Here is a 22,440-nt window from a genome sequence, read left to right as displayed (position 1 = left end):
TCGGTCTGGAAATGGCGCCGGCAGGTGGCCACCGCCACCTGCCGGAGTATTGAGGGGATCAGGCGCAGGCCGCCTCGTAGACGCGTACGAGCTCCTGGCTCACCCGCTCCCACGAGTAGCGCGAACGCGCCCGGTCGGCGCCCGCATAGCCCAGCGCGGTGCGCAGGGTGGGGTCGTAGAGCAGCTCGCGGGCCAGCCGCGCGGTGCGGGCGGGCCGGTCCGGCGGCACCAGGAGGCCGGTGACGCCGTCGATGATGGAGTCGAGGTGCGCGCCCACAGCGGAGGCGATCACCGGTACGCCGCAGGCCATCGCCTCCAGCGCCACGATGCCCGTCACCGCGTCGCGCGGCACCGACACCACGGCGTCCGCGCTGCGCATCAGCTTCGGTACGGCGGCCCGCTTCACCTGGCCGAGAAGCGTCACGCGGTCGGCCACGCCGAGCTGCTCCGCCAGCGCGCGCAGGCGGCGCGCGTCCCTGTCCTGGTCGAGGTCCTCGGGCTCGGGGCCGCCTGCGATGACCAGCTCGACGTCACCGAGGCCGGGCAGCGCCCGCACGATGGTGTGCGCGCCGCGGTCGATCGAGAGCGGCCCGACGTGCAGGAGGCGCTTGCGGTTGCCGCGCGTGGCGATCGCGCCACGGCGCTGGAAGCGCTCGGTGTCCACGCCGTACGGCACCACGGCGATGTTGCCGCGCGGGACGCCGAGCCTGATCAGTGCCGACTCCTCGTCACCGGAGCCCGCGATGACCGCGTTGGCGCGGCGTCCGAGCGCCCGCTCCAGCTCCATGTGGGTGGTGTCGACCGTGTGGAACGTCTGCGTGACGGGGACGCCGAGACCCTTGGCGCCGGTCACGGCGACCAGCCCGCCGGTCCACGAGTGCGCGTGGATCACGTCGGGACGCTCCTGGCTCCACCGCTTCATCAACTGGTTGCCGACCTCGTTGAGGTAGGGCGCCACCTCGTCACCGGTGAGCTCCTTGGCGGGGCCCACGTCGATGTGCTCCAGCGTGACACCCGGGGCCACCCGCGTCTTGGGCTTGCCATCGGCGTTGTCACGGCGGGAGTAGATGGTGACGTGGTGATCGCGCCCCAGCTCCCGTGCGACGGACAGGATGCGGTGGCGCTGGTTACCGTTTGCGGAAGCGACGATCGCAATATTCATGGCACACCTCAGCGTGGAAAGCCTTAAAGGTGTGCCTGCGTCTTAGGCACGTCGTTCTTCGTCTTCGACCATACCCAGATTTCCGTCGATCGCAAACCCCCGCAGATCAGACACCTCTGAGCGCGAACACCACGATCTCATCCCAAACCTGGCCGCCGGAGAACGCGTGCCGGTCCGCCTCCACCGCCTTCACCACGGTGGACGGCGCCTGACCTGCGCATCTGGTGAGCACGTCGGCCAGCCGCTCCTCCCCGTACGGCTCGCCGTGCTCGTTCCTGGAGGAGATCAACCCCTCCGAGTAGAGCACCAGCGTCTCGCCGGGAGCGATCGTCAGGGTCTCCACGCCGGTCTCCGCCTCGGGCGAGATGCCCAGCGGCACGCCGCCGCCCTCGGCGAAGCGCACCCCGCCGTCGGACTGGAGCAGCACGGCCGGATGGTGCCCGGCCGACGACAGCCTGATCTGCCGCCCCTTCACGAAGCCCGCCACGGCCATCACGAACATGCCGGTCCCCTGCGTGACCAGCGCCTCGTTGACCTTGCGCACCACCAGGTCGGGGTCGGACTCCCAGACGCTGAGCACGCGCAGCCCGCCGCGCACCATGGCGCTGACCGAGGCCGCCTCCTCGCCCTTGCCTGCGGCGCCGCCCAGCGCGAAGCCCCAGCCGCCCGAGACGGGGAACACGTCGTAGAACTCGGCGCCCACCGACGAGCCGGGGTGGTAGACGGCCGCCGCCTCGTAGCCGGGCACGTCGGGCAGGTTGCGCGGGGCCACACTGGCCGACAGGGCGTCGGCGGCGCTGGAGCGGCTCTGGAAGCTGTTCTGGGAGCGTACGGCCAGCCCGATCTGCAGCCCCACCTCCTGGAGGACGGCCAGGTCGGCCAGCGCGAACGGCGGCCTGTCGTGCGCCCGCACCAGCGTCAGCGCGCCGTCGCCGCGGCCGATCGGCACGCACAGCACCGAGCCCGCGCCCATCACGGTCAGCAGCGGCCCGTCGGCGCAGAAGCCGAGCAGCGAGTCGTCGTCCACCATCTCCAGCACCATGCCGGAGCCGCGCTCCAGCACCTGCAGCACGAGCTGGCTGGCCGCCGGGTCGGCGGACTCCACCTGCCGGACCAGGCCGCCGAGCGGGTGGTTCTTCGGCGCCATGACGACCGAGCGGCGCGGCGCCCCGTCGCGCACCATGTCGGCGACCACCCAGTCGGCCCACTCGGCCGCCAGCAGCCGCGAGGCCCGCTGCAGCACGACGGGGCGCAGCAGCGCCTCCTCGTCGAGCAGCAGCCTGCCCATCCGCGTCAGCAGGTCCTGCCGCTTGGCCGCGGCCAGCAGCAGCGCGCCGTCGCTCAGCTCGGGCCGGCGCGCGCCCGGCTCGGGAAGCTGCACCTCGGTCGGCAGCGCGACCGCCGCCACCATCTGCTGCGGCTCGCCCGGCATCGTCAGCCTGGTCAGCGCGAGCTGGACGGTGTGCGTGCGCCCCTGGTGCGCCAGCCGCGTCTCGAACGCCGCCGGCTGCCCGGTCTGCAGCACCGACGTCAGGTGGGAGCGGAACGCCGCCCGGCGCGACACGTCCACCAGCAGCGGGAAGGACCGCCCCACCAGGTAGCCGTCGGGGCTGCCCAGCACGCGGGAGGTCTCGGGGTTGATCCGGCGGACGACGCCGCCGCCGTCGAGGACGATCACGGGCACCGGGAAGGCCCGCAGCACCTGGCGCAGCAGCTTCAGCTCCCGCTGCCCGCCGTCCTTGCGGCTGCTGACCCGCTTGGGAGCCTTGCGCAGCTCCTCACGGGCCTCCGCCAGCAGCTCCGCGGCGGTGTCGAGCTCGGCGAGCGCGGCGTCCAGCGTGGGCGCCAGGTCGGTGGGGTAGGCGGCCCTCGCCTCACGCAGTGAGGAGACGCGCCCGGCCAGCGCGTCAAGCGCGTGTTCGAGGTCCGGCATGGTCATGGTCTGACGCTACGCCACTCGGGATAATGCTAGCCATAAGGGGTAGAAGCTTGTTGCTATGGAATCGACCGCGATGATCACCCCTGGACTCGCCAGAGACCTCGCCGCACTGGGCCGGCTGGGAGAGGACACCTCGACGGAAAGCGTGTTGCGCGGCCTGACCACAGCCCTGGCCACGGGCGTGCCCAACTGCTCAGGCGCCTCCGCCGAGCACTGGCGCGACCAGCGGGTCCTCGTCTCCGGATCGCACAGCGAGCTCATCCTGCTCGTCGAGGGCGAGCGGGAGCTGGGGGAGGGCCCCTCCATCGAGGCCAGGCAGAGCGGGGGCCGCGCCACCGTGACGGACGTGCTCAAGGAGACCCGCTGGCCCCGCTACGACGCGCTGGCCACCCGCTGGGGCGTGCGCTCCGCGCTCGTCGTCCCCATCGAGGTGCCGCCCGCCCTGCTCGTCGTCGGCCTCTACTCCGTACGCCCGGGGGCGTTCTCCCCGCAGGGCGCCGGCTCCCTCGCCGACATGCTGACCGAGCAGGTCGGCGTGGCCATGGCGAACATGTGGGAGTTCGAGGAGGTGCGCACCGACCACGCGCAGCTCCAGGAGGCACTCGCCGGACGATCGGTGATCGACCAGGCCAAGGGCATCATCATGCAGACCAGCGGATGCACCGCCGAGGCCGCCTTCGAGGAGCTGCGCAGGATCTCCCAGCACCACCAGGTCAAGGTCGCGGACCTGGCCAGGCTGCTGGTCGACGAGCACCAGCGCAAGTCGTCGTCGAAGTCGAAGCGCTAGCCGGCTACTTGATGGCGGCCAGCGCGTCCTCCAGCGTGTCGTAGAGCGGCAGGCGCTGAGCCAGGCCAGTGATCCACATCACCTTGGACTTTGAGTATTCGACGCCTATCAGGGCGAACTTCGCGCCCGCCGACAGGCTCGTCTGCCAGTGATGCACGATCAGCCCGAGGGCGCGCGAATCCATGAACGTCACCCCGGCCAGATCCAGGATGAGGTCCGAGCCCGCCATCGCGAGATAGTCGGCGAACTGGGCTCGTGTCGTGGCGTCGAGGACGCCGTCGACCCTGACCACGGTGATGTCGTCCACGGTCGTCGACGTCAGGCTGAGGGCCGCCACTGGCTCCTCGCCGTTCTCCGGCATTGTCACGGAGCAACCCTACTGTCACCACACGATCGGCGAATACTTGTCGCCGCATGGGGGATACTGGAGCCGAAGTCCAGCAGAGGGCTTCGGTCTCGAGAGTAGAGCGAGGCGTGCCTCTGCATGGGCTTTTTCCTTTTGCGGCAGGCCGCCTGCGACCCATATGAGGAGCAGCGATGGCTGTGCAGGAATACGTCCTCGAGGAGATGACCGCGGAAGAACTCCTGGCCGAGATGGTCAGGGAAGACACGCTCGACAGCCACAGGGAGCGCCTGCGCGAGCGCATCGTCGAGATGCACCGGCCGCTCGCCATGGAGATCGCCCGCCGCTACCGTTATCGCGGCGAACCTTTGGAGGATCTCCTCCAGGCCGCGTATGTTGGCCTGATGAAGGCCGTCAACGGCTTCGACCCCACCCTCGGCCACGCGTTCAGAGGGTACGCGGTCGTGACGATGACCGGTGAGGTCAAGCGCCACTTCCGCGACCGCACCTGGGCCATCCGGGTGCCGCGGCTCTACCAGGAGCGCCGCTCGGAGCTCAACCGGCTCGTGGCCGACCTCAGCCAGGACCTCGGCCGCTCGCCGACCGTGGCCGAGCTGGCCGCGAAGATGAACATCAGCGAGGAGGACGTTCTGCTCACGCTCGACGCCTCCGCCGCGTACAGCACCCTCTCGCTCGACGCGCCGCTCGGCACCGACGACGACGCCGCCTCGCTCGGCGACGTCATCCCCGAGGACGACGACACGCTGAGCAACATGGTCGACAGGGAAGCCGTCAAGCCGCTCATCGACGCGCTGCCCTCCCGTGAGAAGCACATCCTGCTGCTGCGGTTCTTCGGCAACATGACGCAGGCCGAGATCGCAGCCGAGTTCGGAATCTCTCAGATGCATGTTTCGCGTATTCTCCGCAAGGTTCTCGACCAGCTTCGCTCCGAGCTGGTCGGCTGACGAAGGCGGTCGCCGGGTGAACGAGGACGTCGAGCCTCAGTCGGGCTACACGAGCCCGCCACCCGGCGCGCCCGTGAAGACACTCCGCTTCCGGCTGCCGGATCTGCCAGAGGTCCGGCAGTTCGCCGAGGAGGAGGCCCGCGGCGTCGGCATGCCGGAAGAGGCCATCGGCGACTTCGTCATCGCCGTCAACGAGGTGGCCACCAACGCCGTCACCCACGGGGCCGACGACGCCCGCATGCGCACCTGGGTGATCAGCGGCGACCTGATCGTCGAGGTGCACGACGAGGGCGCCTGGAAGCCGGGCCCGATGCCGGGCGCCGTGGGCGGCATGGGGCTGTGGGTGGCCCGGCTGCTCTCCTCCGACCTGACCCTGCGCGTCGGCAGCGGCGGCAGCACGGTGATCATGAGGTTCCCCGGCAAGGCCTGAGGTCCAGGACGGCAGATCGCCGGGTGGCTCCGTGCCACCCGGCGATCTCATGTGTCCACTCAACGGCGGGCTCTGCCGCCGCGCCAGTTGCTGTAACCCGTGCGGATGCTGGCCGTGCCGACGCCTGCCTGGTGCAGGGCCAGCAGGGTCAGCCCCAGCAGGACGAACGTCATGCCGGAGAACCCGCCGGGAATCGACGCGCCTACCAGGTCGAGCAGGAAGCCCAGCCCGAAGATGATCGCTGCGATGACTGCGAGCATGTCATGTCACCTCATTTCCTGACTCTGGAACGGACCGGACTGCGAGGCCTGCGCCGCCTGTGCCGGCTGTGCCGGAGACTTGCTGGACAGCGCCAGCAGGCGCTCCAGGACGGTCCGGTAGTCGCGCAGGGCCAGCCGGAGCTGCTCGGTGTCGGCGCTGCTCCCCGTCTCCTTCCAGCGGTCCCGCAGGGCGCTGGTCCGGCTGCTCAAGGTGCTGGTGAGAGAGTCCACCACCTCGCTGACCAGCCCGTCGGCCCGCTGCACCGCCTCGCCGGGGTCGTCCACGAACGAGGACTGCAGGTCGCGCCAGCGGGCCTGCACCTCGGAGGGGTCCTGGTCGAACAGCACGATGTCGTCGGGGGCGGCGTGCGAGCCTGGGGTCGCGTGCGCCGGGTCGGGCTCGGCGAGCATGTCGCCGTCGGTCCTGGCGTACGGGTCCCGGTACGGGACCTCGTCGTCCGCCACGACGTCGGGGGAGCCCGTGACGCCGACCCCGGGGACGGGGGCGCCGGTCACGGGAGCGGCGTGCTCGTCGCCGGCGCGGGGGTTGCGGCCGGTCTCGTCCTCGTCGTCGCGTCGCGACAGGTCCTCGGTCCTGGCCTCGCTGCGGGCGAGCTCCTCGCCGTCCACGGGGTCGTTCGTCAGCCGGTCCCTGTCGTCGTCACGGTCGTGGTCACGGTCACGGTCGTGGTCACGGTCGTGGTCGTAGTCATGAACGTCATTGCGCTGCTGCTGCGACGGAACCTTCAGCTCGTCGCTGCTCATATCGTTCACCGTCCTCGGGTGGTCTCTTGCAGCAGCTCCTCGAACAGCGCGCGGTAGTGCACCATGGCCTGGCGGAGGTCCTCGGTGGAGGCCTCCTTCCTGGCCGCGCGGCCGCTGATCTCGTGAGCCGTCCTGTAGTGATCGAGCGTCGCGGCGTGACCCACCGACAGGTCGGACACCCGCTGCTCGAAGTTCTCCGTGGGGTAGCCGCGCTCCGCCATGACCGCCGTCACGAGCTGGTCCGCCTCCGTCACCGCGAACCCCGGTGCGTCCACGAAACGCTCCTGCACCTCGGTCCACCGATTGGCGTAGGTGTCGCGCGACTCCTCCGTCAGGGGGCGGATGTCGAGCTCCGCATGGCGCTGCTCGCGGCTGAGCAGCTCCTGCTCCGCCTCGCGGCGGTTGTCGTGCTCGGCGACTATGCGTTCATATTCCGGGCCGAAGCGTTCGCGGAGATGGGTGCGGCGCTTCTGTTGCTGCAGCACGAAGTAACCGACTGCGGCGAGCGCCACCACCGCGACCACGACGACGGCCACCCATGCCCAGGTGGTCATGATGTTCGCCTCCGGTCTCTGTGTCGAGACCAGCGACTGCCCTCGAACGGCAGGTCGAAACGCCTTTCTCAGCGGGCGTCAAGCGCTTTCCTGGCCGCGGCCAGTACGGCTGCGACATGTGAGCCCTGTGAGGCGGCGGGCACCTCGGTGAACCCCTCCGCCGTGTCGTAGCGCACGTCGAGCCCGGCGTCCACCAGCCGCTGCGCCCACCGCAGCGCCGTGTTCAGCCGCTCCGCCGCCGGCGGCTTGCCCTGCGCCGCCGCCGACAGGTTCCGCAGGTTCGTCGCCGGGCCGGACTGGGTGTGGGCGCGGTCCACCTTCCACGGGAGCGCGGTGCTGTGGTCCAGCATCGGCTTGGCCAGCCCGGCCGCCCGCTTCGCCTGCAGCACGCCGGACTCGCTGACGCCGAAGTGAGCGGCCAGCTCCTGGACGCTCATCCCCTCCGCCACCCGCCGCGCCAGCTCCTCGCGATCAATGGTCGGCTTCCGCCCCACCTGGCCTCCGCTCCCGCTGTCGTGTACGCGTGCACGTCTTTCCGTGTACGCGTGCACGTCCGATGTGCGCTAAGGTTATGACGTCTCGCCCCATAGGGGCGGCCGACACAGCACAGCCGGGACGTAGCGCAGCTTGGTAGCGCACTTGACTGGGGGTCAAGGGGTCGCAGGTTCAAATCCTGTCGTCCCGACCAGGGTTTCTGGTCGATCAGGGTGTCACTCGTCAGGGTGGCACCCTTTCGCACAGGTGGGCGGCCGACGGGCCGGGCGCGCGGCTCGGGCTCTGGTGGCGGCGCTCGGCGTTGTGCTGGAGGGCCTGCGCGGCTCAGGGGCGGCTGACGGGCGAGTCACCTCCGTCCGGACGAGGCCCGTCCACGTTCTGCTGGAGCTGCATGAGTCATGGCGGCCCGGCGACCCGCCTGGAGGGTGATCGCCGGGTGCCCGTGGCGGCCGGTCAGTCGATCTGCATGACCACGGCCTTCGGCTCGGTGAAGAACTCGCGGCTGAAGGTGCCGCCCTCCCGGCCGACCCCTGAGTCGCCCACCCCGCCGAACGGGGCGCGCAGGTCGCGGATGAAGAAGCAGTTCACCCAGACCGTCCCGGCGCGCAGGAGGGCCGAGACGCGGTGGGCGCGCGACAGGTTCTCGGTGAACAGCATGGCGTTGAGGCCGTAGCGGGTGCCGTTCATGAGCGCCACGACCTCGTCCTCGGTGTCGAACGGGGTGACCGTGACGACCGGGCCGAAGATCTCCTCGCGCTGGTGGCGGCCGGTGGCGGGCATGCCGGTGACGATCGTGGGGCGGACGAACCAGCCGTCGCCGAGGCCGCCGGAGTGGACGGTGCCGCCCTCGTCCGCGACCGTCTCGACGTAGCCGCGGACCTTGCGGTAATGGGTCTGCGAGGCCAGCGGGCCGATCTCGGTGCTCTCCTGCTTGGGGTCGCCCAGGCGCATGGCCTCGGCGGCGGCCGTGAAGCGGGCCAGGAACTCCTCGAAGACCGGCCGCTGCACGTACAGGCGGGAGCCCGCCAGGCAGACCTGGCCGGCGTTGGTGAAGATGGCCTTCAGCGACCAGTCCACGGCCTTGTCCAGGTCGGCGTCGGCGAAGACGGCGTTGGCGCCCTTGCCGCCGAGCTCCAGGCTGACCGGCACCAGGTGGCGGGCGGCGGCGGCGGAGATGGCGCGGCCGGTCGCGGACTCGCCGGTGAAGGTGATGCGGTCGATGCCCGGGTGCTCGGTGAGCGCCTGGCCTGCGGAGTCCGGGCCGTAGCCGTGCACGACGTTCAGCACGCCCGGCGGCAGGCCCGCCTCCAGCGCCAGCCTGGCCAGGATGGTGGCGGAGGCGGGGGTGTCCTCGGCGGGCTTGAGCACGACGGTGTTGCCCCAGGCCAGCGCGGGCGCGATCTTCCAGCTCTCCAGCATGAGCGGGAAGTTCCACGGCGCGATGGCGGCGGCCACGCCCACGGGGTCGTAGCGGGTGTAGGCGTGGTGGCCGGAGTCCATGGGCAGCGCCTCCGCCGGCGTCAGGCGGGCGTGGTCGGCGAAGAAGCGGAAGTTGTCGGCGGCGCGCGGCACGTCCTTGCCGCGGCTCTGGGCGATCGGCTTGCCCATGTCGCGGGTGTCGGCCAGGGCGAGCGCGTCCAGGTTGGCCAGGACGAGGTCGGCCAGGCGGTGCAGCAGCCGGCCGCGTTCCGCCCGGCTCATGCGCGGCCAGGGGCCCTCGTCGAAGGCCCGGCGGGCCGCCGTGACCGCCCGGTCCACCTCGGCGGCGCCGCCGAGCGCGGCTTCCGCCCACGGCTCCCGCGTGTAGGGGTCGACGCTGGCGAACGTCTCGCCGCTCGCGGACTTCACCTCCGCGCCGTCGATCACATGTCCGAAGAATTCCATGTCAGCCTCCTCGGGAGTCTCGTTCGGCGAGCGTCTCGTCGCCGGCCGCCCAGTGGGTGCGCGGCACCTCGCGTACGATCACCCGGATGCTCTGCGCCGGGGCGCCCAGCGAGCGCTCGACGGCGGCGTGCACCTCGTGGATGAGCGCCCGGATCGCGGCCGGCTCGCGCCCCTCCGACAGCGTCACCTCGACCAGCGGCATGTCACACCCCCGCCACGGTGAGCCCGCCGAGCCCGGCGAAGCGTACGGTCACCGACGAGCCGCGGCGCAGCGGCACCGCGTCCGTCATCCCGCCCGTCAGCACGATCCACCCGGCCTCCAGGGCCAGGCCGCGCGCGGCGAGGGAGTTGGCGGCCAGGGCCAGGGCCTCGCCAGGATGGCCCTGGACGGCGGCGCCGGTGGCGGTGTCCACGACCTGGCCGTCCACCTCCAGGACACAGCCCAGCAGGGACAGGTCCAGCCCGTCCGGCGCCCGCCCGATCGGGCCGACGCCGAACCGGGCGGAGGAGGCGTTGTCGGCGACCACGTCCGGCAGCGTGAACTTGAAGTCGCGGTAGCGGGAGTCGATCACCTCGAACCCGCCGTGCACCGCGCCCACCGCCGCCATCGCCGAGGCGGCCGTGACGCCGGGGCCGGCGAGGCGGTCCTTGAGCACGAAGACGATCTCGGGCTCGACGCGGGGATGGATCAGCTCGTCCACCCGCACGTTCTCGCCGGCGGGCAGCACCATGGCGTCGGTCAGCCACGCCGTCAGCGGCGCGTCGATGCCCATCCGGAGCTGCTTGGCCCGCGAGGTGAGGCCCAGCTTCACGCCGATGACCGTCTCACCGGCGGCCTTCCTGCGCTCCAGCAGCACGTCCTGCGCGCGGTAGGCGGTGGCCAGGTCCAGGCCGGGCCACTCGGCGGTGATGGGGCCGCGGTCGGCGCGGTTCCGCTCCGCCTCCAGCAGCACGTCGGCGGCGCGTTCGATGGTCCAGTCGGTCATGGTCAGCTCTGTCCGAGCGGGCGGCGGATCTGCGGCTGGGTGTGCACGCGGCGGGTCGGGCCCTGCCACATGTCGATGGAGCCCGGCTCGGCCGGGTCGAAGTAGCGGGGGCGCCAGGCGTCCTCGTCGGTGATGAGCCGCACGCCCCAGGAGTACTCGTACGTGATGCCCTCCGGGCCCTTGAAGTAGACGAAGACGGCCGTGGACTGCGGGTGGCGGCCGGGGCCCATCTCGATCTCGACGCCGTTGGCCTCCAGGAAGTGCCAGTTGCGCATGACGTCGTCGAGCGAGTCGACCTGGAAGTTGATGTGGCACAGGCCCGGCTGGCTGCCCTGGAAGACGGCCAGCTTGTGGTGGACGGGGTCGATGCGCATGAGGCACGCCCAGTCGCCGATCCAGTCGGAGACGCGGGCGTTGAAGTGGCCGTTCCAGAAGCGGTACGCCTCGCGCACGTCAGGGGCGTCCAGGCACAGGTGGCCGAACTCGGTGATGCCGGCCGCGCGCCCGCCGTGCACGGGCGCGGTCAGCGTGACCTGGTCGATGCCCAGGTCGATGCGGTTGCCGAAGGGGTCGTCGAAGGCGATGAAGTCGCGGACGCGGCGGGAGCGGGCGGCCTCCGCGCCGCCGCGGGCGACGGTGAGGCCCGCCTTCTCCAGCTCGGTCTCGGCGGCGGCCAGCGCGTCCTCGTCCCGGACGAGGAAGCCCGAGCTGATCACCCCCGACTCGCCCTCGACCAGGGCCAGGCAGTGGTGGCGCTGGTCGGCGCGCAGGTAGGCGACGCCGTCCTCCCGGGCGGTCAGCTCCATGCCGACGATGTCCACGGCGAAGCGCACGGCGCCCTCCAGGTCGGCGGCGCCGGAGCGGACGTAGGCGATGTCGGTTAACTCGATCATGACGACTCCCTGAGATGGGACCAGATGCGGTCGGACAGTTCGGATCGCACGGCCCGCCACGCTTCCTGCTCGGCGGGCGTGATGGGGACGGGGGTGCCTGCCGCGGCGGCGGTGGCGTTCATGCGGGCGCCGGCCTCCAGCACCCACATCAGGGCGACGGCCTCGCCGACGGTCGCGCCGACGGTGACGGCGCCGTTGCCGCGCATCACCAGGGCGGGGGCTCCGGCCAGGCGTTCGGCCAGCGCCCTGCCCCTGGCGCGGTCGCGGACCAGGACGGCGTCGTCCAGGACGGGCACCTCGGGGCCGAGGAACGCGCCCTGGCCGTGCAGCGGCAGGATCGGCACGCCTGCCGAGGCCAGCGCGGTGGCGGTGGGTGGTTGCGCCCGGCAGATCGCGCCGACGTCCGGACGTGCGCGGGCGATCTCGACGTGGATCCACGCCTCGCGCGGGGTGCCGTCGGGGAGGGCTGCGCCGTCCAGGGGGACCTCCGCGTAGCGGGCGGCGGGGGTGAGGGTGCCGAGGGGGACGGGCGGGGTCATGAGCAGGCGGTCGCCGGGCAGCCGGGCCGACACGTGGCCGAACGCGGTGACCAGCCCGGCCGCCGCCAGCGCCCGCCCGGCATCCGCCAGCTCACTTCTAACGTCCGTCGGTGGTGCGCTCACGTCAGCCCTCCTTGGTGATCAGGCAGGACCATACATGTATCTCGATACATGTTCCAAGGCTCCCTATGCTGAGGGGCATGTCGCTTCAGCACGCGCTGCTCGGCGTCCTGGAGGCGCGCCCGATGAACGGGTACGAGCTGACCCGCTTCTTCGAGGCCGCCCCGCGCTGGGTCTGGTCCGCCCCGCACAGCCAGATCTATCCGGCGCTGCGGCAGATGGAGCAGGCCGGTCTGATCGAGGGCCAGCAGGAGATCCGCGGCACGAAGCTGAGGCGGATGGTCTACTCGATCACCGAGCGCGGGCTGGCCGAACTGCGCGCCTGGGCGGGCACCGAGCACGCCGCGCCGCCGGTGCGGGACGCGTTCTTCCTACAGGCGCTCTTCTTCGACATGGTCGAGCCGGAGCAGGCCGCGTCCGTGCTGCAGACCTACGTCGCCCAGCAGGAGAAGCTGATCGCGGAGTGGCGGGCGCACAGCGAGGCGCTGCTGGCCAAGGAGACCGATCTGATCAAGGAGCGGCTGAAGAACCGGCCGCCGGTCGAGCACGAACGCATCGCCAGGTTGAAGGCGCACGTGTTCAAGGGGCAGATCGCCGTCGCGCAGGCGCGCGCCGACTGGGCCCGCGAAGGACTGCGCCTCCTGGCCGAGGACGGCTGACCGCTCGGCCGCGCAGGTCATCCCAGGTCATCCCAGGTCATCCCAGGTCAGGGTGGGGTACGTAGCGGTCGGGGCGGATCAGGGCGAGGGCGGCGTCGTCGGCCATGAGGGTGTCCAGGTCGTGGATGCGCCAGCCGGCCGCGAGCAGTGACGGGAGGAGAGGGTGCGTGCCGGGGAGGGCCAGTTTCGCCGTGCCCTGTGCGGTGGCGAGGGCGGCGAGGACGGCGTGCGCGCAGTCCTGTGGTTCGGCGCCGCCCGCCGGGCCGATCAGCGTTCCGTCCTCGGTGGTGCGGGTGAGCGCGTAGCCCGCGCCGGTCGTGTACGCGGTGACGCCCGGACGGGCGGCGTACCAGGAGAGGGTCTCGTGGCGGGCGCCGCCCGACACCTGCGCGTCCAGGGCGGCGATGCTGTCGGGGGACGTCACGCGGACGGGCGGCGGCGGGGCGGGCAGGCCCGTCGCCGGGGCGGGCAGGACTGTCGCCGGGCCGGACAGGTAGAGCAGCGGGCACCAGGGGCGCAGGCCGTGGCGGACGTACAAGGCCATCGCGCGGTGGTCGGACGAGGCGAAGGTGACCTTGGGGCCGTCCCCGGACAGGAGCCGGGCCAGCATGGCGCGGCCGAGGCCCGACGACTGGTGGGCGGGCAGGACGAAGAGGTCGCCGAGGTGGGTGAGGTCGCCTCTGCGCAGCGTCCCGCCGAAACCCCAAGCGACCCCGCCGCCACCGGTCTGTGCCGGGGCGATCAGAAGCGTGCCGAAGAGGCGTTCGGCGTCCAGGAAGTCGGGCGAGCCGGCGGGCCACCCGCTCAGCAGGCCGAACCGCCGGGCCACCGCTCGTACGGCCGGCAGGTCGTCCGCCGACGCGGCCCGCACACTGAGATCCACGCCCAGAGTCTAGGCAGCGGCGAAGACCGTCAGCGGGGGAGGGAGGCGTGCCGCTCCAGGAAGGCGGCCACGTCGTCGGGGTCCTCCAGCGGCAGCGGGTAGACCAGCAGCCGGTCCACCCCCATCCCGGCGTAGCGGAGCGCGGTCGCGGCGTCCACCTCCACCGGGTCGAGCTGCAGGTAGGTGATCTCCAGACGGCCCAGCGCGGCCGGGCGTTCGACCTCGGCGGCGGCCTTCTCCAGCCCGGCCAGGGCGGCGGCCAGGTCCTCGGGGGAGCGGCCGTTGCCGATCCAGCCGTGCCCGCGCGCCACGGCGCGCCGGAACGCGGCCGGGCTGTGCCCGCCGATCAGGATGCGCGGGCCGCCCGGCTGGACCGGCCGCGGGTGGGCGTCCAGGTTCTCGAACGAGACGTGCCGCCCGGCGTGGGAGACCGGCGCGGGCGCGGTCCACAGGGCGGTCATCGCGTCCAGGTGGTCGTCGGTACGGCTGCCCCGCTCCGACATCGGCACCCCCAGCGCGGCCAGTTCGGGCTCCAGGTAGCCGCCCGCCACGCCGAGCAGCAGCCGTCCGCCGCTCAGCACGTCCAGGCTGGCGGCCTGCTTGGCGAGGACGAGCGGGTTGCGCTGGGGCAGGATGACGATGCCGGTGCCGAGTTCGAGGCGGCTGCTGAGGGCGGCCACGAACGTCAGGTGGACGAGCGGGTCGAGGATCGGGTCCTCGGGGTCCATGGGGGAGGCGGGCACGCGCGGGCTGGGCAGCACCACGTGATCGCCCGCCCACCACGAGGTGTAGCCGAGGTCCTCGGCCAGGCGCACCAGGCGGGCCGTGTCGGCCGGGCCCAGGGTGGCCTTGGCGTTCAGGCCGTTCACGCCGAGCTCCATCACGTTCTCCATCCGTCAGCGGTCGTGGATGGGGCTCATGATCGGTGTCCGGTGCCGTTCGCGTCCAATACCTGCTGGTATAGCCGGTGGTTATGGGGCGTAGACCGGAGCCAGGTCGATGTAGATGCGGTAGTCGGTGATGAGGCCGTCGTCGCGGGAGCGCCAGATCGACACGGCCGGGACGGTGACGTCCTTGCCGTCGAGCCGCCGGTAGGTGACCTCGGTCTCGGCGATGCTGTCGTCGCCGGCCTCCCACGTCCTGACGACGCGGTGCCGCAGGCCGCCGATGGTGGCGAAGAACTCGCGGATCCCGGCGGCGATGGCCTCGCGGCCGGCCAGCGGCTCGGCGTTGGCGAACACCAGCGTGGCGTCCTCGGCCATCAGCGCGGCGAACTCGTCGGCGTCGAACGAGTCCACCACCTGGAAGACGTGCCGTACCGCGTTGACGGACATGGCGGTTCTCCCTCACGTGATCGGGGTCGTCCCGTGGTGGGGACGATACGGGACCAGGTGCGGGGCGCAACTAGCAGAAAAGGGAGATTCGGGGTGGACGGGATGGGGTGTGGAGCCGATGCTGGTGAGCAGCACGTCCACGATCACCCGTAGACAGGAGGAGCCTCATGAAGGTCCGAACCCGGACTCGTCGTGCCGCCGCCGCGGCTGCCGCGCTGGGCGCGGTGCTGGTGCTGAACCCCGCGCCGGCGCAGGCGGGCGCGTCGGATCCGTGCAAGGCCGCGACCGTCGTCCGCACGCCGCAGTTCAGCGGGGTGCTGGCCGACGGCGAGTCGGGCGCCAAGCGCCCGGTTTAGGACGACAGCCGTCAAAGTTTGACAGCCATCGAACTTCCGTGCTGAAGTGGTCCGGCCATTTCTGTGACGGAAGGACTGTGCGATGGCCAGGACGGTGTTGTTCAGCGAGCTCGGCGGGCCCGGGGTGATGCGGGTGCAGGACGTGGAGGTGCGTGACCCGGGGCCCGGCGAGGTGCTGATCAGGGTGGAGGCGTTCGGGCTGAACCGGGCGGAGGCGCTGTTCCGCTCCGGCCTGTACATCGAGCCCGTGAAGAGGTTCCCCGCCACGCTCGGCACGGAGGCCGCCGGCGTCGTGGAGGCGGTCGGGGCAGGCGTGACGGGGCTGCGGCCGGGGGAGCCGGTCAGCACGGTGCAGACGTTCTCGATGAACGACTACGGGGTGTACGGCGAGCGGATGGTCGTGCCCGCGACGGCAGTGCTGCGGCGGCCTGAGGGGATCGGCGCCGTCGAAGGATCCGCCGTGTGGATGGCGTACGTGACGGCCTACGGCGCGCTGATGGAGGCCGGCGGGATGCGGCCAGGCGACACGGTCGTGCTGAACGCGGCATCGAGCAGTGTGGGGCTGGCCGCCCTGCGCGTGGCCGACCGGCTCGGCGCCACCCCCATCGCGCTCACGCGCACCGCCGCCAAGAAGGAGGCGCTGCTGAAGGAGGGCGCCGCCGAGGTGATCGTCACCGGGGACGGTGAGGACGTGGCGGAGCGGGTGCTGGCGGCCACCGGAGGCCGCGGCGCCGAAGTCGTCCTCGACGCGGTCGCCGGGCCCGGCGTGCGCGACCTGGCCAGGGCGGTCGCCGGCGACGGCACGCTGCTGGTGTACGGGGCGCTGAGCGGGCAGCCGACGCCCTACCCGGGGATCGAGCTGGGCATGCCGGCGCTGGCCATGCGGACGTACACGATGCTGGAGACGACGACCAGGCCCGAGCGGCTGCGCAGGGCGGCGGCGTTCGTGCACTCCGGGCTGCGGTCCGGGGCGTTCAGGGCGGTCGTGGACCGGACGTTCGAGCTGGCGGAGATCGTCGAGGCGCACCGGTACCTGGAGTCGAACGCGCAGGTGGGCAAGATCGTGGTCACCGTCTAGTAGAGCGCACCCACCCGGGGCCACATCTCCCTCGCGACCTCCTCGAAGCGCTCCACGGCCGCCTCCGGGCCGTCGATCACCAGGATCGCGTCGTGGTCGATCGCGACCAGCCGCCCGCTGCCCGCGAGTGCGGCGAGTTTCGGGTCGCTGTCGTCGTAGGTGGCCACGGCGGCGGCGTCGCCCAGGTCCGCGATGGGCGTGCCCTTGCGGTAGGTGTACTCGTCGGCCATCCGGGCGGGGCTGTCCATCGAGGGGTCCAGGGCGTACAGGCCGACGTCCACCGTGAGGGCGCCGATCATGTAGACGCAGCCGCTGAGCTGGCTGCCTCGGAGTGCCACAGGGGGCTGGGTGGTGACGCCGGGGGTGCCGTAGATGTCGCCCATGCGTTCGGTGGAGATCAGGGAGCACACGTCCGGGCCTGTCCCGTCATCCGTCACCACGATGCCGGGCGGTCCTGAGGGGGGCGGGCTGGTCTGAGTGACGGTCTGCGCGGTGGTCGTGTGCGCGGTGGGCTGCGCGCAACCGGTGGCGGTCATGACCGCCAATAAGACGCCCAAGGCACGTCGCGACATGATCGCCACCCTAGCCGTCCCCACCGCATCCGGTGAACTTTCGTTTGATGGAACGATGGTCTACTGTTCGGAACATGTCCGAGCAGATCCCCGCGGACAAGCTCGTCGGCTCCGATCGCGTCCTGGCGGTGCTGGCCGAGCTGGCACGCCACCCCGACGGCATCGGGCTGGAGGAGATGGCGCGGGCGGTGTCCAGCCCCAAGCCGACCGTGCACCGCGCGCTGGCCGCGTTACGCCGCGCCGGCCTCGCCGCGCAGCACGGCCACGGCCGGTACGCGCTGGGCGACGAGTTCCTGCGGATGGCGTTCGCGCACCACGAGGCGCGGCCCGACCACGTCCGCGTCATGCCGGTGCTCAAGGCGCTGTGCGAGCGCTACGGCGAGACGGCGCACTACGCCGTGCTCGACGGGCACCACGTCGTCTACCGCTCCAAGCTCGACCCGGCCGCCGGGGCGGTGCGGCTCACCTCGGTGGTGGGCGGCCGCAACCCTGCGCACTGCACGGCGGTCGGCAAGGTGCTGCTCGCCGACGCGCTCAGGACGCGGGACGCGGTGCGCGACTGGGCGGACGGACGGGCGCTGGAACGGCCGACCGAGCGCTCGATCGGCACCGTCGAGGAGCTGCACGCCGAGCTGGCCCGCATCCGCGAGCAGGGCTACGCCGCCGACGACCAGGAGAACGAGCCCGGCGTCAACTGCGTGGCCGTCGCCGCCTACCTGGCCTCGCCGACCGTGCCCAGCGGCGCGATCAGCGTCAGCGGCCTGGCCTACCGCACCCCCTTGAGCAAGCTCGTCGGCGACCTGCCCGCCATCCGCGCCATCGCCTCAGGAGAGGAACTTCCTTGACGTTCACCGCTGTCCCTGCCTCGGCCGGCGTCTACACGCTGGGCGAGGGCCCCGTCTGGGACGCCGCCCGGCAGCGCCTGCTGTGGGTCGACATCGTCGCGGCCACCGTGTACGAAGGCCGCCTCGACGCGGCGACCGGCCGGATCACCGTCACCGGCGAGCACGTCTTCGACGGCACCGTCGGCGCGGTGGCCGTGGCGTCCGGCGGCGAGCTGATCGTGGCCGGGCAGTCCACGCTGATCAGCGTCGATACCGACGGGAGCCGCACGGAGCTGGCCAGGGTGCTGCCCGAGGGCCGGCGCAGCAGGCTCAACGACGGGGCCGTGGACCCGGCGGGCCGGTTCCTGATCGGCAGCCTGGCCCAGGACGACCGCCACGGGCAGGAGGTGCTGGCCCGCCTGGACGGCGGCGGGCTCACCTACCTCGACACCGATCTGGTGCTCTCCAACGGCCTGGCCTGGGTCGGCGACCGGCTCTACAGCGTGGACACCGTCCCCGGCACGATCTGGGTGCGCGACTACGACCCGGACACCGGCAAGACGGGGCCGCGGCGGGAGGCGTTCACGATCGGCGACGGCATGCCCGACGGGATGTGCGCCGACGCCGACGGCAACCTGTGGATCGCCAACTGGGGGCTCGGCCGCGTCGAGTGCCGCGGCACCGGGGGAGAGCTGATCGACGTCGTCGAGACCGGCGCCCCGCACACCTCCTGCCCGGTCTTCGCCGGGCCCGGCCTCGACGTCCTCGTCATCACCACCGCCCGCACCGGCCTGGACGGGCCGGGCCCGGACGACGGCCGCCTGTTCACGGCGCGCGTCGGCGTCCGCGGCCTGCCCGTCCCCTACTGGAACCCCTTCTGAGAGAGGCCCCCGTGTACCTCATGCGCATCGGCGCGCCCGGCGCCGAGAAGCCCGTCGTCCGCGTCGACGACACCCATTACGTGGACGTCTCCGACGTCACCCCCGACTTCGACGAGAGGTTCTTCGCCGCCGGCGGCGCCGCGCTGCTCGCAGGGAAGGTCGCCACCGGACAGCGCGTGGAGTTCGCCGGTGAGCGGATCGGCGCGCCGATCGCCCGGCCGCACCAGATCCTGTGCATCGGCCTGAACTACAGCGACCATGCCGCCGAGACCGGCCAGGCCGTGCCGGACGAGCCGATCCTGTTCACCAAGCCGCCCAACACGCTCATCGGCCCGAACGACGAGGTGCGCATCCCGCGCGGCTCCACCAAGCCCGACTGGGAGGTGGAGCTGGGCATCGTCATCGGGCGGCGCACCTCCTACCTCGACTCGGTGGCGGAGGCCAGGGACGCGATCGCCGGTTACTGCGTGGTCAACGACGTCAGCGAGCGGGCCTTCCAGATGGAGCGCGGCGGGCAGTGGAGCAAGGGCAAGTCGGCCGAGACGTTCAACCCGGCGGGGCCGTGGCTGGTCACGCCGGACGAGATCGCCGACGTCAAGAACCTCGGCATGTGGCTGGACGTCAACGGCACCCGCCGCCAGACCGGCACCACCAAGACCATGATCTTCGACCCGTACGTCATCGTGCACCACCTGAGCCAGTTCATGGTGCTGGAGCCCGGCGACCTGATCAACACCGGCACCCCGCCCGGCGTCGGCATGGGCCACGACCCGCAGATCTGGCTCCAGCCGGGCGACGTGATGGAGTTGGGCATCGATGGGCTGGGCAGCCAGCGCCAGCACGTCATCGGCCCGCGCTGAGAAGAAGCCGAAAGACGGGCCTCGCTGATCGGCGGCCCCGCGCTGAACGTACGGAGTGAGCATGAGCTTGACCGCACCCGATCCCGCCGTCCTGGCCAGGGCGGAGGCCGCCGTCCCCGGCATCGCCAGGACCCGGGCGAGCGACCGGCTGGGCATGGCGCACGACGCCTCCCACTATCTGCTCACCCCGCAGGCCGTCCTGGTGCCGGAGAACGCGCAGCAGGTGGCGGCGCTGCTGCGCGCGGGCCTGCCGCTGACGTTCAGGTCGGGCGGCACCAGCCTGAGCGGGCAGGGGGTCAGCGAGCACCTGCTCGTGGACACCCGGCGGCACTTCCGCGGGATCGAGGTGCTGGACGGCGGGGAGCGGGTGCGGGTGCAGCCCGGCGCGGTGCTGCGGCAGGTCAACGCCCGCCTGGCCCCGTACGGGCGCAAGCTCGGGCCCGACCCGGCCAGCGAGTCGGCGTGCACGATCGGCGGCGTGGTGGCCAACAACTCCAGTGGCATGACGTGCGGCACGCACGCCAACACGTACCGGACGCTGGAGTCGATGACGGTGGTGCTGCCCAGCGGCACCGTCATCGACACCGGAGCCCCGGACGCGGACGAGCGGCTGCGCGCGCTGGAGCCCGGCCTGGCGGAGGGCCTGGTCAGGCTGCGCGACCGAGTCCGGAAAAATCCGGACTCGGTGCGGCGGGTGCGGGAGCAGTTCTCGCTCAAGAACACCATGGGCTACGGCCTGAACAGCCTGCTCGACCACGACACGCCCGCGCAGCTCCTCGCCCACCTCGTCATCGGCAGCGAGGGCACGCTCGGCTTCGTCGCCGAGGCCGTCTTCCGCACGGTGCCCGCGCACCGGCTGGCCGCCACCGGCCTGCTCGTCTTCCCCACTCTGTACCGGGCCATGGCCGCCATGCCGCAGCTCGTCGAGCTGGCCCCCGCCGCCGTCGAGCTGCTGGACGCCGAGTCGCTGCGGGTGGCGCAGACCGACGCGGGAGCCGACGAGGTACTGCGCTCGCTCAACGTGGCCGGGCACGCCGCGCTGCTGGTCGAGTGGCAGGAGCCGGACGAGGACCTGCTGGCGGACCGCGAGCGGGCCGCCGCCGAGCTGCTGCCCGCGCTGGAGCCGGCCGTCCCCGCCAGGCTGAGCAGGCAGGCGGGCGGCAGGGCCGCGCTGTGGCACATCCGCAAGGGCCTGTACGCCTCGGTCGCCGGCGCCCGCCCCACCGGCACGACGGCCCTGCTGGAGGACGTCGCCGTGCCCGTGCCCGCCCTGGCCGGCCTGTGCGACGAGCTGAGCGACCTGTTCGCCCGGCACCGCTACGAGCGCAGCGTCATCTTCGGCCACGCCAAGGACGGCAACCTGCACTTCATGCTGAACGAGCACTTCGAGACCGAGCTGGAGCGCTACGCCGACTTCACCGAGGACATGGTCGAGGCCGTGCTCTCCCGTGGCGGCACGCTGAAGGCCGAGCACGGCACCGGGCGGGTCATGGCCCCGTTCGTCCGCCGCCAGTACGGCGACGAGCTGTACGAGGTGATGCGCGAGATCAAGCGCCTGTGCGACCCGGGCGGCACGCTGAACCCCGGGGTCGTCCTGACCGACCGGGAGGACGCCCACCTGCGCGACCTCAAGCCCGTCGTCACCGTCGAGCCCGAGGTGGACCGCTGCGTCGAGTGCGGCTACTGCGAGCCGGTCTGCCCCAGCCGCGACCTGACCACCACCCCGCGCCAGCGCATCGTGCTCAGGCGGGAGCTGGCCGCCGCCCACCGCGACGGCGACCACGAGCTGGCCGCCGAGCTGGAGTCCGAGTACGGCTACGACGCCGTGGACACCTGCGCCGTGGACGGCATGTGCGCCACCGCCTGCCCCGTCCTGATCAACACGGGCGACCTGACCAAGCGTCTGCGCGCCGAGCGCCACGGCAGGGCCGCGCGGAGGGGCTGGAAGACGGCCGCCGGGCACTGGGACGGCGTCACCCGGGCGATGAACCTCGCCCTGGACGCCGCCGCCGCCACCCCGCCCGCGCTGCCCGAGACCGCCTCCCGGGCCGCCCGCAGGGTGAGCGAGGCCGTGCCGCAGTGGAGCCGCGACCTGCCCAAGGGTGGCATGCGCCGCCGTCCGGTCCCGGCCGCCGACGCCGACGTGGTTTACGTGCCGTCCTGCCTGAACACGCTCTTCGCGCCCGCCGACGGCGGGCCCGGCGTGATGGTGGCCTTCGCGCGGCTGGTGAAGCGGGCCGGCGGGCGGCTGAGCGTGCCGGAGGGGATCGCCGGGCTGTGCTGCGGCACGCCCTGGTCGTCCAAGGGGTACGCGGACGGATACGAGGCCATGGGGGAGCGGGTCCGCGACGCGCTGCTGGAGGCGACCGACGGCGGGCGCGTCCCGGTGGTCAGCGACGCCGCGTCCTGCACGGAGGGCTTCCACCGCCTCGTGGACGCCGTCCCCGTCGAGGTGCTGGACGCGGTCGCCTACACCGCGGACCGGCTCCTGCCGCACCTGGCCGTCAAGCGCCGGCTGCCGTCGCTGGCCCTGCATCCGACCTGCTCCTCCACCCGCCTCGGCCTGGACGCCGCGCTGCGGCGGATCGCGGAGGCCGTGGCCGAGGAGGTGGTGGTGCCGGACGGCTGGCAGTGCTGTGCCTTCGCCGGCGACCGAGGCTTGCTGCGTCCCGAGCTGACCGCCTCGGCCACCCGGGACGAGGCCGCCGCCGTGCGGGCCGGGGACTTCGCGGGGCACGCCTCGGTGAACCGCACCTGCGAGCTGGGCCTCACCAGGGCCACCGGCAAGCAGTACCAGCACCTGCTCGAACTGCTCGACAGGGCCACCGCGCCATAAGTGACGTAGGATTCCGCTACACGCGTTAGCATTCC

26 protein-coding genes and 1 tRNA gene are annotated in these 22,440 nt (G+C 72.2%); 11 read left to right on the top strand and 16 right to left on the bottom strand.

What is annotated here, in order from left to right:
- Window positions 1-58: 58 nt before the first annotated feature.
- Complete coding sequence (locus ABD331_RS11825; protein ID WP_344473641.1) at window positions 59-1,162, bottom strand: glycosyltransferase; 1,104 nt, start codon at window positions 1,160-1,162, stop codon at window positions 59-61.
- 106 nt (window positions 1,163-1,268) lie between these two features.
- Window positions 1,269-3,101, bottom strand: coding sequence for a SpoIIE family protein phosphatase (locus ABD331_RS11820; protein ID WP_344473639.1), 1,833 nt, complete (start codon window positions 3,099-3,101; stop codon window positions 1,269-1,271).
- A gap of 58 nt (window positions 3,102-3,159) precedes the next feature.
- Here ABD331_RS11820 and ABD331_RS11815 point away from each other — a divergent pair, with 58 nt between their 5' ends.
- Window positions 3,160-3,888, top strand: coding sequence for an ANTAR domain-containing protein (locus ABD331_RS11815; RefSeq protein WP_344473637.1), 729 nt, complete (start codon window positions 3,160-3,162; stop codon window positions 3,886-3,888).
- A gap of 4 nt (window positions 3,889-3,892) precedes the next feature.
- On the opposite strand, the gene ABD331_RS11810 is transcribed toward ABD331_RS11815, so the two are convergent.
- Window positions 3,893-4,249 (bottom strand): STAS domain-containing protein, encoded by a 357-nt coding sequence (locus tag ABD331_RS11810; RefSeq protein ID WP_344474239.1) that lies wholly within the window; start codon window positions 4,247-4,249, stop codon window positions 3,893-3,895.
- Window positions 4,250-4,425: 176 nt separating this feature from the next.
- Between ABD331_RS11810 and ABD331_RS11805 the strand changes: the two genes are divergently transcribed.
- Window positions 4,426-5,196, top strand: coding sequence for a SigB/SigF/SigG family RNA polymerase sigma factor (locus tag ABD331_RS11805; protein ID WP_344473635.1), 771 nt, complete (start codon window positions 4,426-4,428; stop codon window positions 5,194-5,196).
- A 16-nt stretch (window positions 5,197-5,212) separates the two neighbouring features.
- Window positions 5,213-5,626, top strand: a complete 414-nt coding sequence (locus tag ABD331_RS11800) for an ATP-binding protein (protein WP_344473633.1) — start codon at window positions 5,213-5,215, stop codon at window positions 5,624-5,626.
- Window positions 5,627-5,685: 59 nt separating this feature from the next.
- On the opposite strand, the gene ABD331_RS11795 is transcribed toward ABD331_RS11800, so the two are convergent.
- From ABD331_RS11795 to ABD331_RS11780, 4 genes are all read right to left on the bottom strand, one after another.
- Complete coding sequence (locus ABD331_RS11795; protein WP_225274243.1) at window positions 5,686-5,886, bottom strand: hypothetical protein; 201 nt, start codon at window positions 5,884-5,886, stop codon at window positions 5,686-5,688.
- Between the two features lie 6 nt (window positions 5,887-5,892).
- Entirely contained in the window at window positions 5,893-6,651 is a 759-nt protein-coding gene (locus ABD331_RS11790; RefSeq protein ID WP_344473628.1) for a hypothetical protein, read from the bottom strand.
- A gap of 5 nt (window positions 6,652-6,656) precedes the next feature.
- Entirely contained in the window at window positions 6,657-7,205 is a 549-nt protein-coding gene (locus ABD331_RS11785) for a hypothetical protein (RefSeq protein ID WP_344473626.1), read from the bottom strand.
- 68 nt (window positions 7,206-7,273) lie between these two features.
- A complete protein-coding gene (locus ABD331_RS11780) occupies window positions 7,274-7,699 on the bottom strand; it encodes a helix-turn-helix domain-containing protein (RefSeq protein WP_344473625.1) in 426 nt (141 codons plus the stop codon).
- 117 nt (window positions 7,700-7,816) lie between these two features.
- Between ABD331_RS11780 and ABD331_RS11775 the strand changes: the two genes are divergently transcribed.
- Window positions 7,817-7,893: transfer RNA gene (locus ABD331_RS11775), tRNA-Pro, on the top strand.
- A gap of 260 nt (window positions 7,894-8,153) precedes the next feature.
- Here the strand turns inward: ABD331_RS11775 and ABD331_RS11770 are convergent.
- Genes ABD331_RS11770 through ABD331_RS11750 form a run of 5 tightly spaced genes read right to left on the bottom strand, consistent with a single transcriptional unit; the run spans window position 8,154 to window position 12,125 of the window.
- The gene (locus ABD331_RS11770; protein WP_344473624.1) at window positions 8,154-9,584 is read right to left on the bottom strand and encodes an aldehyde dehydrogenase; all 1,431 of its coding nucleotides are present in this window, start codon (window positions 9,582-9,584) and stop codon (window positions 8,154-8,156) included.
- 1 nt (window position 9,585) lies between these two features.
- Window positions 9,586-9,786 (bottom strand): tautomerase family protein, encoded by a 201-nt coding sequence (locus ABD331_RS11765; protein ID WP_148438837.1) that lies wholly within the window; start codon window positions 9,784-9,786, stop codon window positions 9,586-9,588.
- A gap of 1 nt (window position 9,787) precedes the next feature.
- On the bottom strand, window positions 9,788-10,570 hold the full coding sequence (locus ABD331_RS11760; RefSeq protein ID WP_344473619.1) for a 2-keto-4-pentenoate hydratase: 783 nt from the start codon (window positions 10,568-10,570) through the stop codon (window positions 9,788-9,790).
- A gap of 2 nt (window positions 10,571-10,572) precedes the next feature.
- Window positions 10,573-11,463, bottom strand: a complete 891-nt coding sequence (locus ABD331_RS11755) for a VOC family protein (RefSeq protein WP_344473617.1) — start codon at window positions 11,461-11,463, stop codon at window positions 10,573-10,575.
- The gene (locus ABD331_RS11750) at window positions 11,460-12,125 is read right to left on the bottom strand and encodes a class II aldolase/adducin family protein (protein ID WP_344473615.1); all 666 of its coding nucleotides are present in this window, start codon (window positions 12,123-12,125) and stop codon (window positions 11,460-11,462) included. Before ABD331_RS11750 ends, ABD331_RS11755 begins: the two co-directional genes overlap by 4 nt.
- Before the next feature lie 77 nt (window positions 12,126-12,202).
- On the opposite strand from ABD331_RS11750, the gene ABD331_RS11745 reads away from it, so the two are divergent.
- A complete protein-coding gene (locus ABD331_RS11745) occupies window positions 12,203-12,781 on the top strand; it encodes a PadR family transcriptional regulator (protein ID WP_344473612.1) in 579 nt (192 codons plus the stop codon).
- Between the two features lie 37 nt (window positions 12,782-12,818).
- Here ABD331_RS11745 and ABD331_RS11740 read toward each other — a convergent pair whose 3' ends face one another.
- The 3 genes from ABD331_RS11740 to ABD331_RS11730 all read right to left on the bottom strand — a co-directional run bounded on the left by ABD331_RS11740 (window position 12,819) and on the right by ABD331_RS11730 (window position 14,998).
- Window positions 12,819-13,664 (bottom strand): GNAT family N-acetyltransferase, encoded by an 846-nt coding sequence (locus ABD331_RS11740; RefSeq protein ID WP_344473609.1) that lies wholly within the window; start codon window positions 13,662-13,664, stop codon window positions 12,819-12,821.
- Between the two features lie 29 nt (window positions 13,665-13,693).
- Window positions 13,694-14,545, bottom strand: a complete 852-nt coding sequence (locus ABD331_RS11735) for an LLM class F420-dependent oxidoreductase (protein ID WP_344473606.1) — start codon at window positions 14,543-14,545, stop codon at window positions 13,694-13,696.
- A 90-nt stretch (window positions 14,546-14,635) separates the two neighbouring features.
- Complete coding sequence (locus ABD331_RS11730) at window positions 14,636-14,998, bottom strand: nuclear transport factor 2 family protein (protein WP_344473603.1); 363 nt, start codon at window positions 14,996-14,998, stop codon at window positions 14,636-14,638.
- Window positions 14,999-15,165: 167 nt separating this feature from the next.
- On the opposite strand from ABD331_RS11730, the gene ABD331_RS11725 reads away from it, so the two are divergent.
- Both ABD331_RS11725 and ABD331_RS11720 read left to right on the top strand, forming a co-directional pair.
- Window positions 15,166-15,354 (top strand): hypothetical protein, encoded by a 189-nt coding sequence (locus ABD331_RS11725; RefSeq protein ID WP_344473602.1) that lies wholly within the window; start codon window positions 15,166-15,168, stop codon window positions 15,352-15,354.
- 82 nt (window positions 15,355-15,436) lie between these two features.
- Complete coding sequence (locus ABD331_RS11720) at window positions 15,437-16,432, top strand: zinc-dependent alcohol dehydrogenase family protein (RefSeq protein ID WP_344473599.1); 996 nt, start codon at window positions 15,437-15,439, stop codon at window positions 16,430-16,432.
- On the opposite strand, the gene ABD331_RS11715 is transcribed toward ABD331_RS11720, so the two are convergent.
- Complete coding sequence (locus ABD331_RS11715; protein WP_344473596.1) at window positions 16,429-16,968, bottom strand: hypothetical protein; 540 nt, start codon at window positions 16,966-16,968, stop codon at window positions 16,429-16,431. The two genes, ABD331_RS11720 and ABD331_RS11715, sit on opposite strands and share 4 nt — an antisense overlap.
- A gap of 110 nt (window positions 16,969-17,078) precedes the next feature.
- On the opposite strand from ABD331_RS11715, the gene ABD331_RS11710 reads away from it, so the two are divergent.
- From ABD331_RS11710 to ABD331_RS11695, 4 genes are all read left to right on the top strand, one after another.
- Window positions 17,079-17,849 (top strand): IclR family transcriptional regulator, encoded by a 771-nt coding sequence (locus tag ABD331_RS11710; protein ID WP_344473591.1) that lies wholly within the window; start codon window positions 17,079-17,081, stop codon window positions 17,847-17,849.
- Complete coding sequence (locus ABD331_RS11705; RefSeq protein ID WP_344473588.1) at window positions 17,846-18,709, top strand: SMP-30/gluconolactonase/LRE family protein; 864 nt, start codon at window positions 17,846-17,848, stop codon at window positions 18,707-18,709. The genes ABD331_RS11710 and ABD331_RS11705 overlap by 4 nt, the downstream gene beginning before the upstream one ends.
- An 11-nt stretch (window positions 18,710-18,720) precedes the next feature.
- The gene (locus ABD331_RS11700) at window positions 18,721-19,569 is read left to right on the top strand and encodes a fumarylacetoacetate hydrolase family protein (RefSeq protein WP_344473586.1); all 849 of its coding nucleotides are present in this window, start codon (window positions 18,721-18,723) and stop codon (window positions 19,567-19,569) included.
- 61 nt (window positions 19,570-19,630) lie between these two features.
- Window positions 19,631-22,405, top strand: a complete 2,775-nt coding sequence (locus tag ABD331_RS11695) for an FAD-binding and (Fe-S)-binding domain-containing protein (RefSeq protein ID WP_344473584.1) — start codon at window positions 19,631-19,633, stop codon at window positions 22,403-22,405.
- Window positions 22,406-22,440: the final 35 nt, after the last annotated feature.

Origin of the sequence: Nonomuraea monospora (genome assembly GCF_039531895.1) — a bacterium.
Classification (GTDB): Bacteria; Actinomycetota; Actinomycetes; order Streptosporangiales; family Streptosporangiaceae; genus Nonomuraea; species Nonomuraea monospora.
The sequence above is the reverse complement of the archived record's forward strand: the minus strand, read 5'-3'. Positions and strand labels throughout refer to the sequence as shown.

Bases quoted from the DNA above. Each gene is read 5' to 3' on its own strand.
- ABD331_RS11825 (WP_344473641.1), bottom strand. From the start codon at position 1,162: ATGAATATTGCGATCGTCGCTTCCGCAAACGGTAACCAGCGCCACCGC.
- ABD331_RS11820 (WP_344473639.1), bottom strand. From the start codon at position 3,101: ATGACCATGCCGGACCTCGAACACGCGCTTGACGCGCTGGCCGGGCGC.
- ABD331_RS11815 (WP_344473637.1), top strand. From the start codon at position 3,160: ATGGAATCGACCGCGATGATCACCCCTGGACTCGCCAGAGACCTCGCC.
- ABD331_RS11810 (WP_344474239.1), bottom strand. From the start codon at position 4,249: ATGCCGGAGAACGGCGAGGAGCCAGTGGCGGCCCTCAGCCTGACGTCG.
- ABD331_RS11805 (WP_344473635.1), top strand. From the start codon at position 4,426: ATGGCTGTGCAGGAATACGTCCTCGAGGAGATGACCGCGGAAGAACTC.
- ABD331_RS11795 (WP_225274243.1), bottom strand. From the start codon at position 5,886: ATGCTCGCAGTCATCGCAGCGATCATCTTCGGGCTGGGCTTCCTGCTC.
- ABD331_RS11790 (WP_344473628.1), bottom strand. From the start codon at position 6,651: ATGAGCAGCGACGAGCTGAAGGTTCCGTCGCAGCAGCAGCGCAATGAC.
- ABD331_RS11785 (WP_344473626.1), bottom strand. From the start codon at position 7,205: ATGACCACCTGGGCATGGGTGGCCGTCGTCGTGGTCGCGGTGGTGGCG.
- ABD331_RS11770 (WP_344473624.1), bottom strand. From the start codon at position 9,584: ATGGAATTCTTCGGACATGTGATCGACGGCGCGGAGGTGAAGTCCGCG.
- ABD331_RS11765 (WP_148438837.1), bottom strand. From the start codon at position 9,786: ATGCCGCTGGTCGAGGTGACGCTGTCGGAGGGGCGCGAGCCGGCCGCG.
- ABD331_RS11760 (WP_344473619.1), bottom strand. From the start codon at position 10,570: ATGACCGACTGGACCATCGAACGCGCCGCCGACGTGCTGCTGGAGGCG.
- ABD331_RS11755 (WP_344473617.1), bottom strand. From the start codon at position 11,463: ATGATCGAGTTAACCGACATCGCCTACGTCCGCTCCGGCGCCGCCGAC.
- ABD331_RS11745 (WP_344473612.1), top strand. From the start codon at position 12,203: ATGTCGCTTCAGCACGCGCTGCTCGGCGTCCTGGAGGCGCGCCCGATG.
- ABD331_RS11735 (WP_344473606.1), bottom strand. From the start codon at position 14,545: ATGGAGCTCGGCGTGAACGGCCTGAACGCCAAGGCCACCCTGGGCCCG.
- ABD331_RS11730 (WP_344473603.1), bottom strand. From the start codon at position 14,998: ATGTCCGTCAACGCGGTACGGCACGTCTTCCAGGTGGTGGACTCGTTC.
- ABD331_RS11725 (WP_344473602.1), top strand. From the start codon at position 15,166: ATGAAGGTCCGAACCCGGACTCGTCGTGCCGCCGCCGCGGCTGCCGCG.
- ABD331_RS11720 (WP_344473599.1), top strand. From the start codon at position 15,437: ATGGCCAGGACGGTGTTGTTCAGCGAGCTCGGCGGGCCCGGGGTGATG.
- ABD331_RS11715 (WP_344473596.1), bottom strand. From the start codon at position 16,968: ATGACCGCCACCGGTTGCGCGCAGCCCACCGCGCACACGACCACCGCG.
- ABD331_RS11710 (WP_344473591.1), top strand. From the start codon at position 17,079: ATGTCCGAGCAGATCCCCGCGGACAAGCTCGTCGGCTCCGATCGCGTC.
- ABD331_RS11695 (WP_344473584.1), top strand. From the start codon at position 19,631: ATGAGCTTGACCGCACCCGATCCCGCCGTCCTGGCCAGGGCGGAGGCC.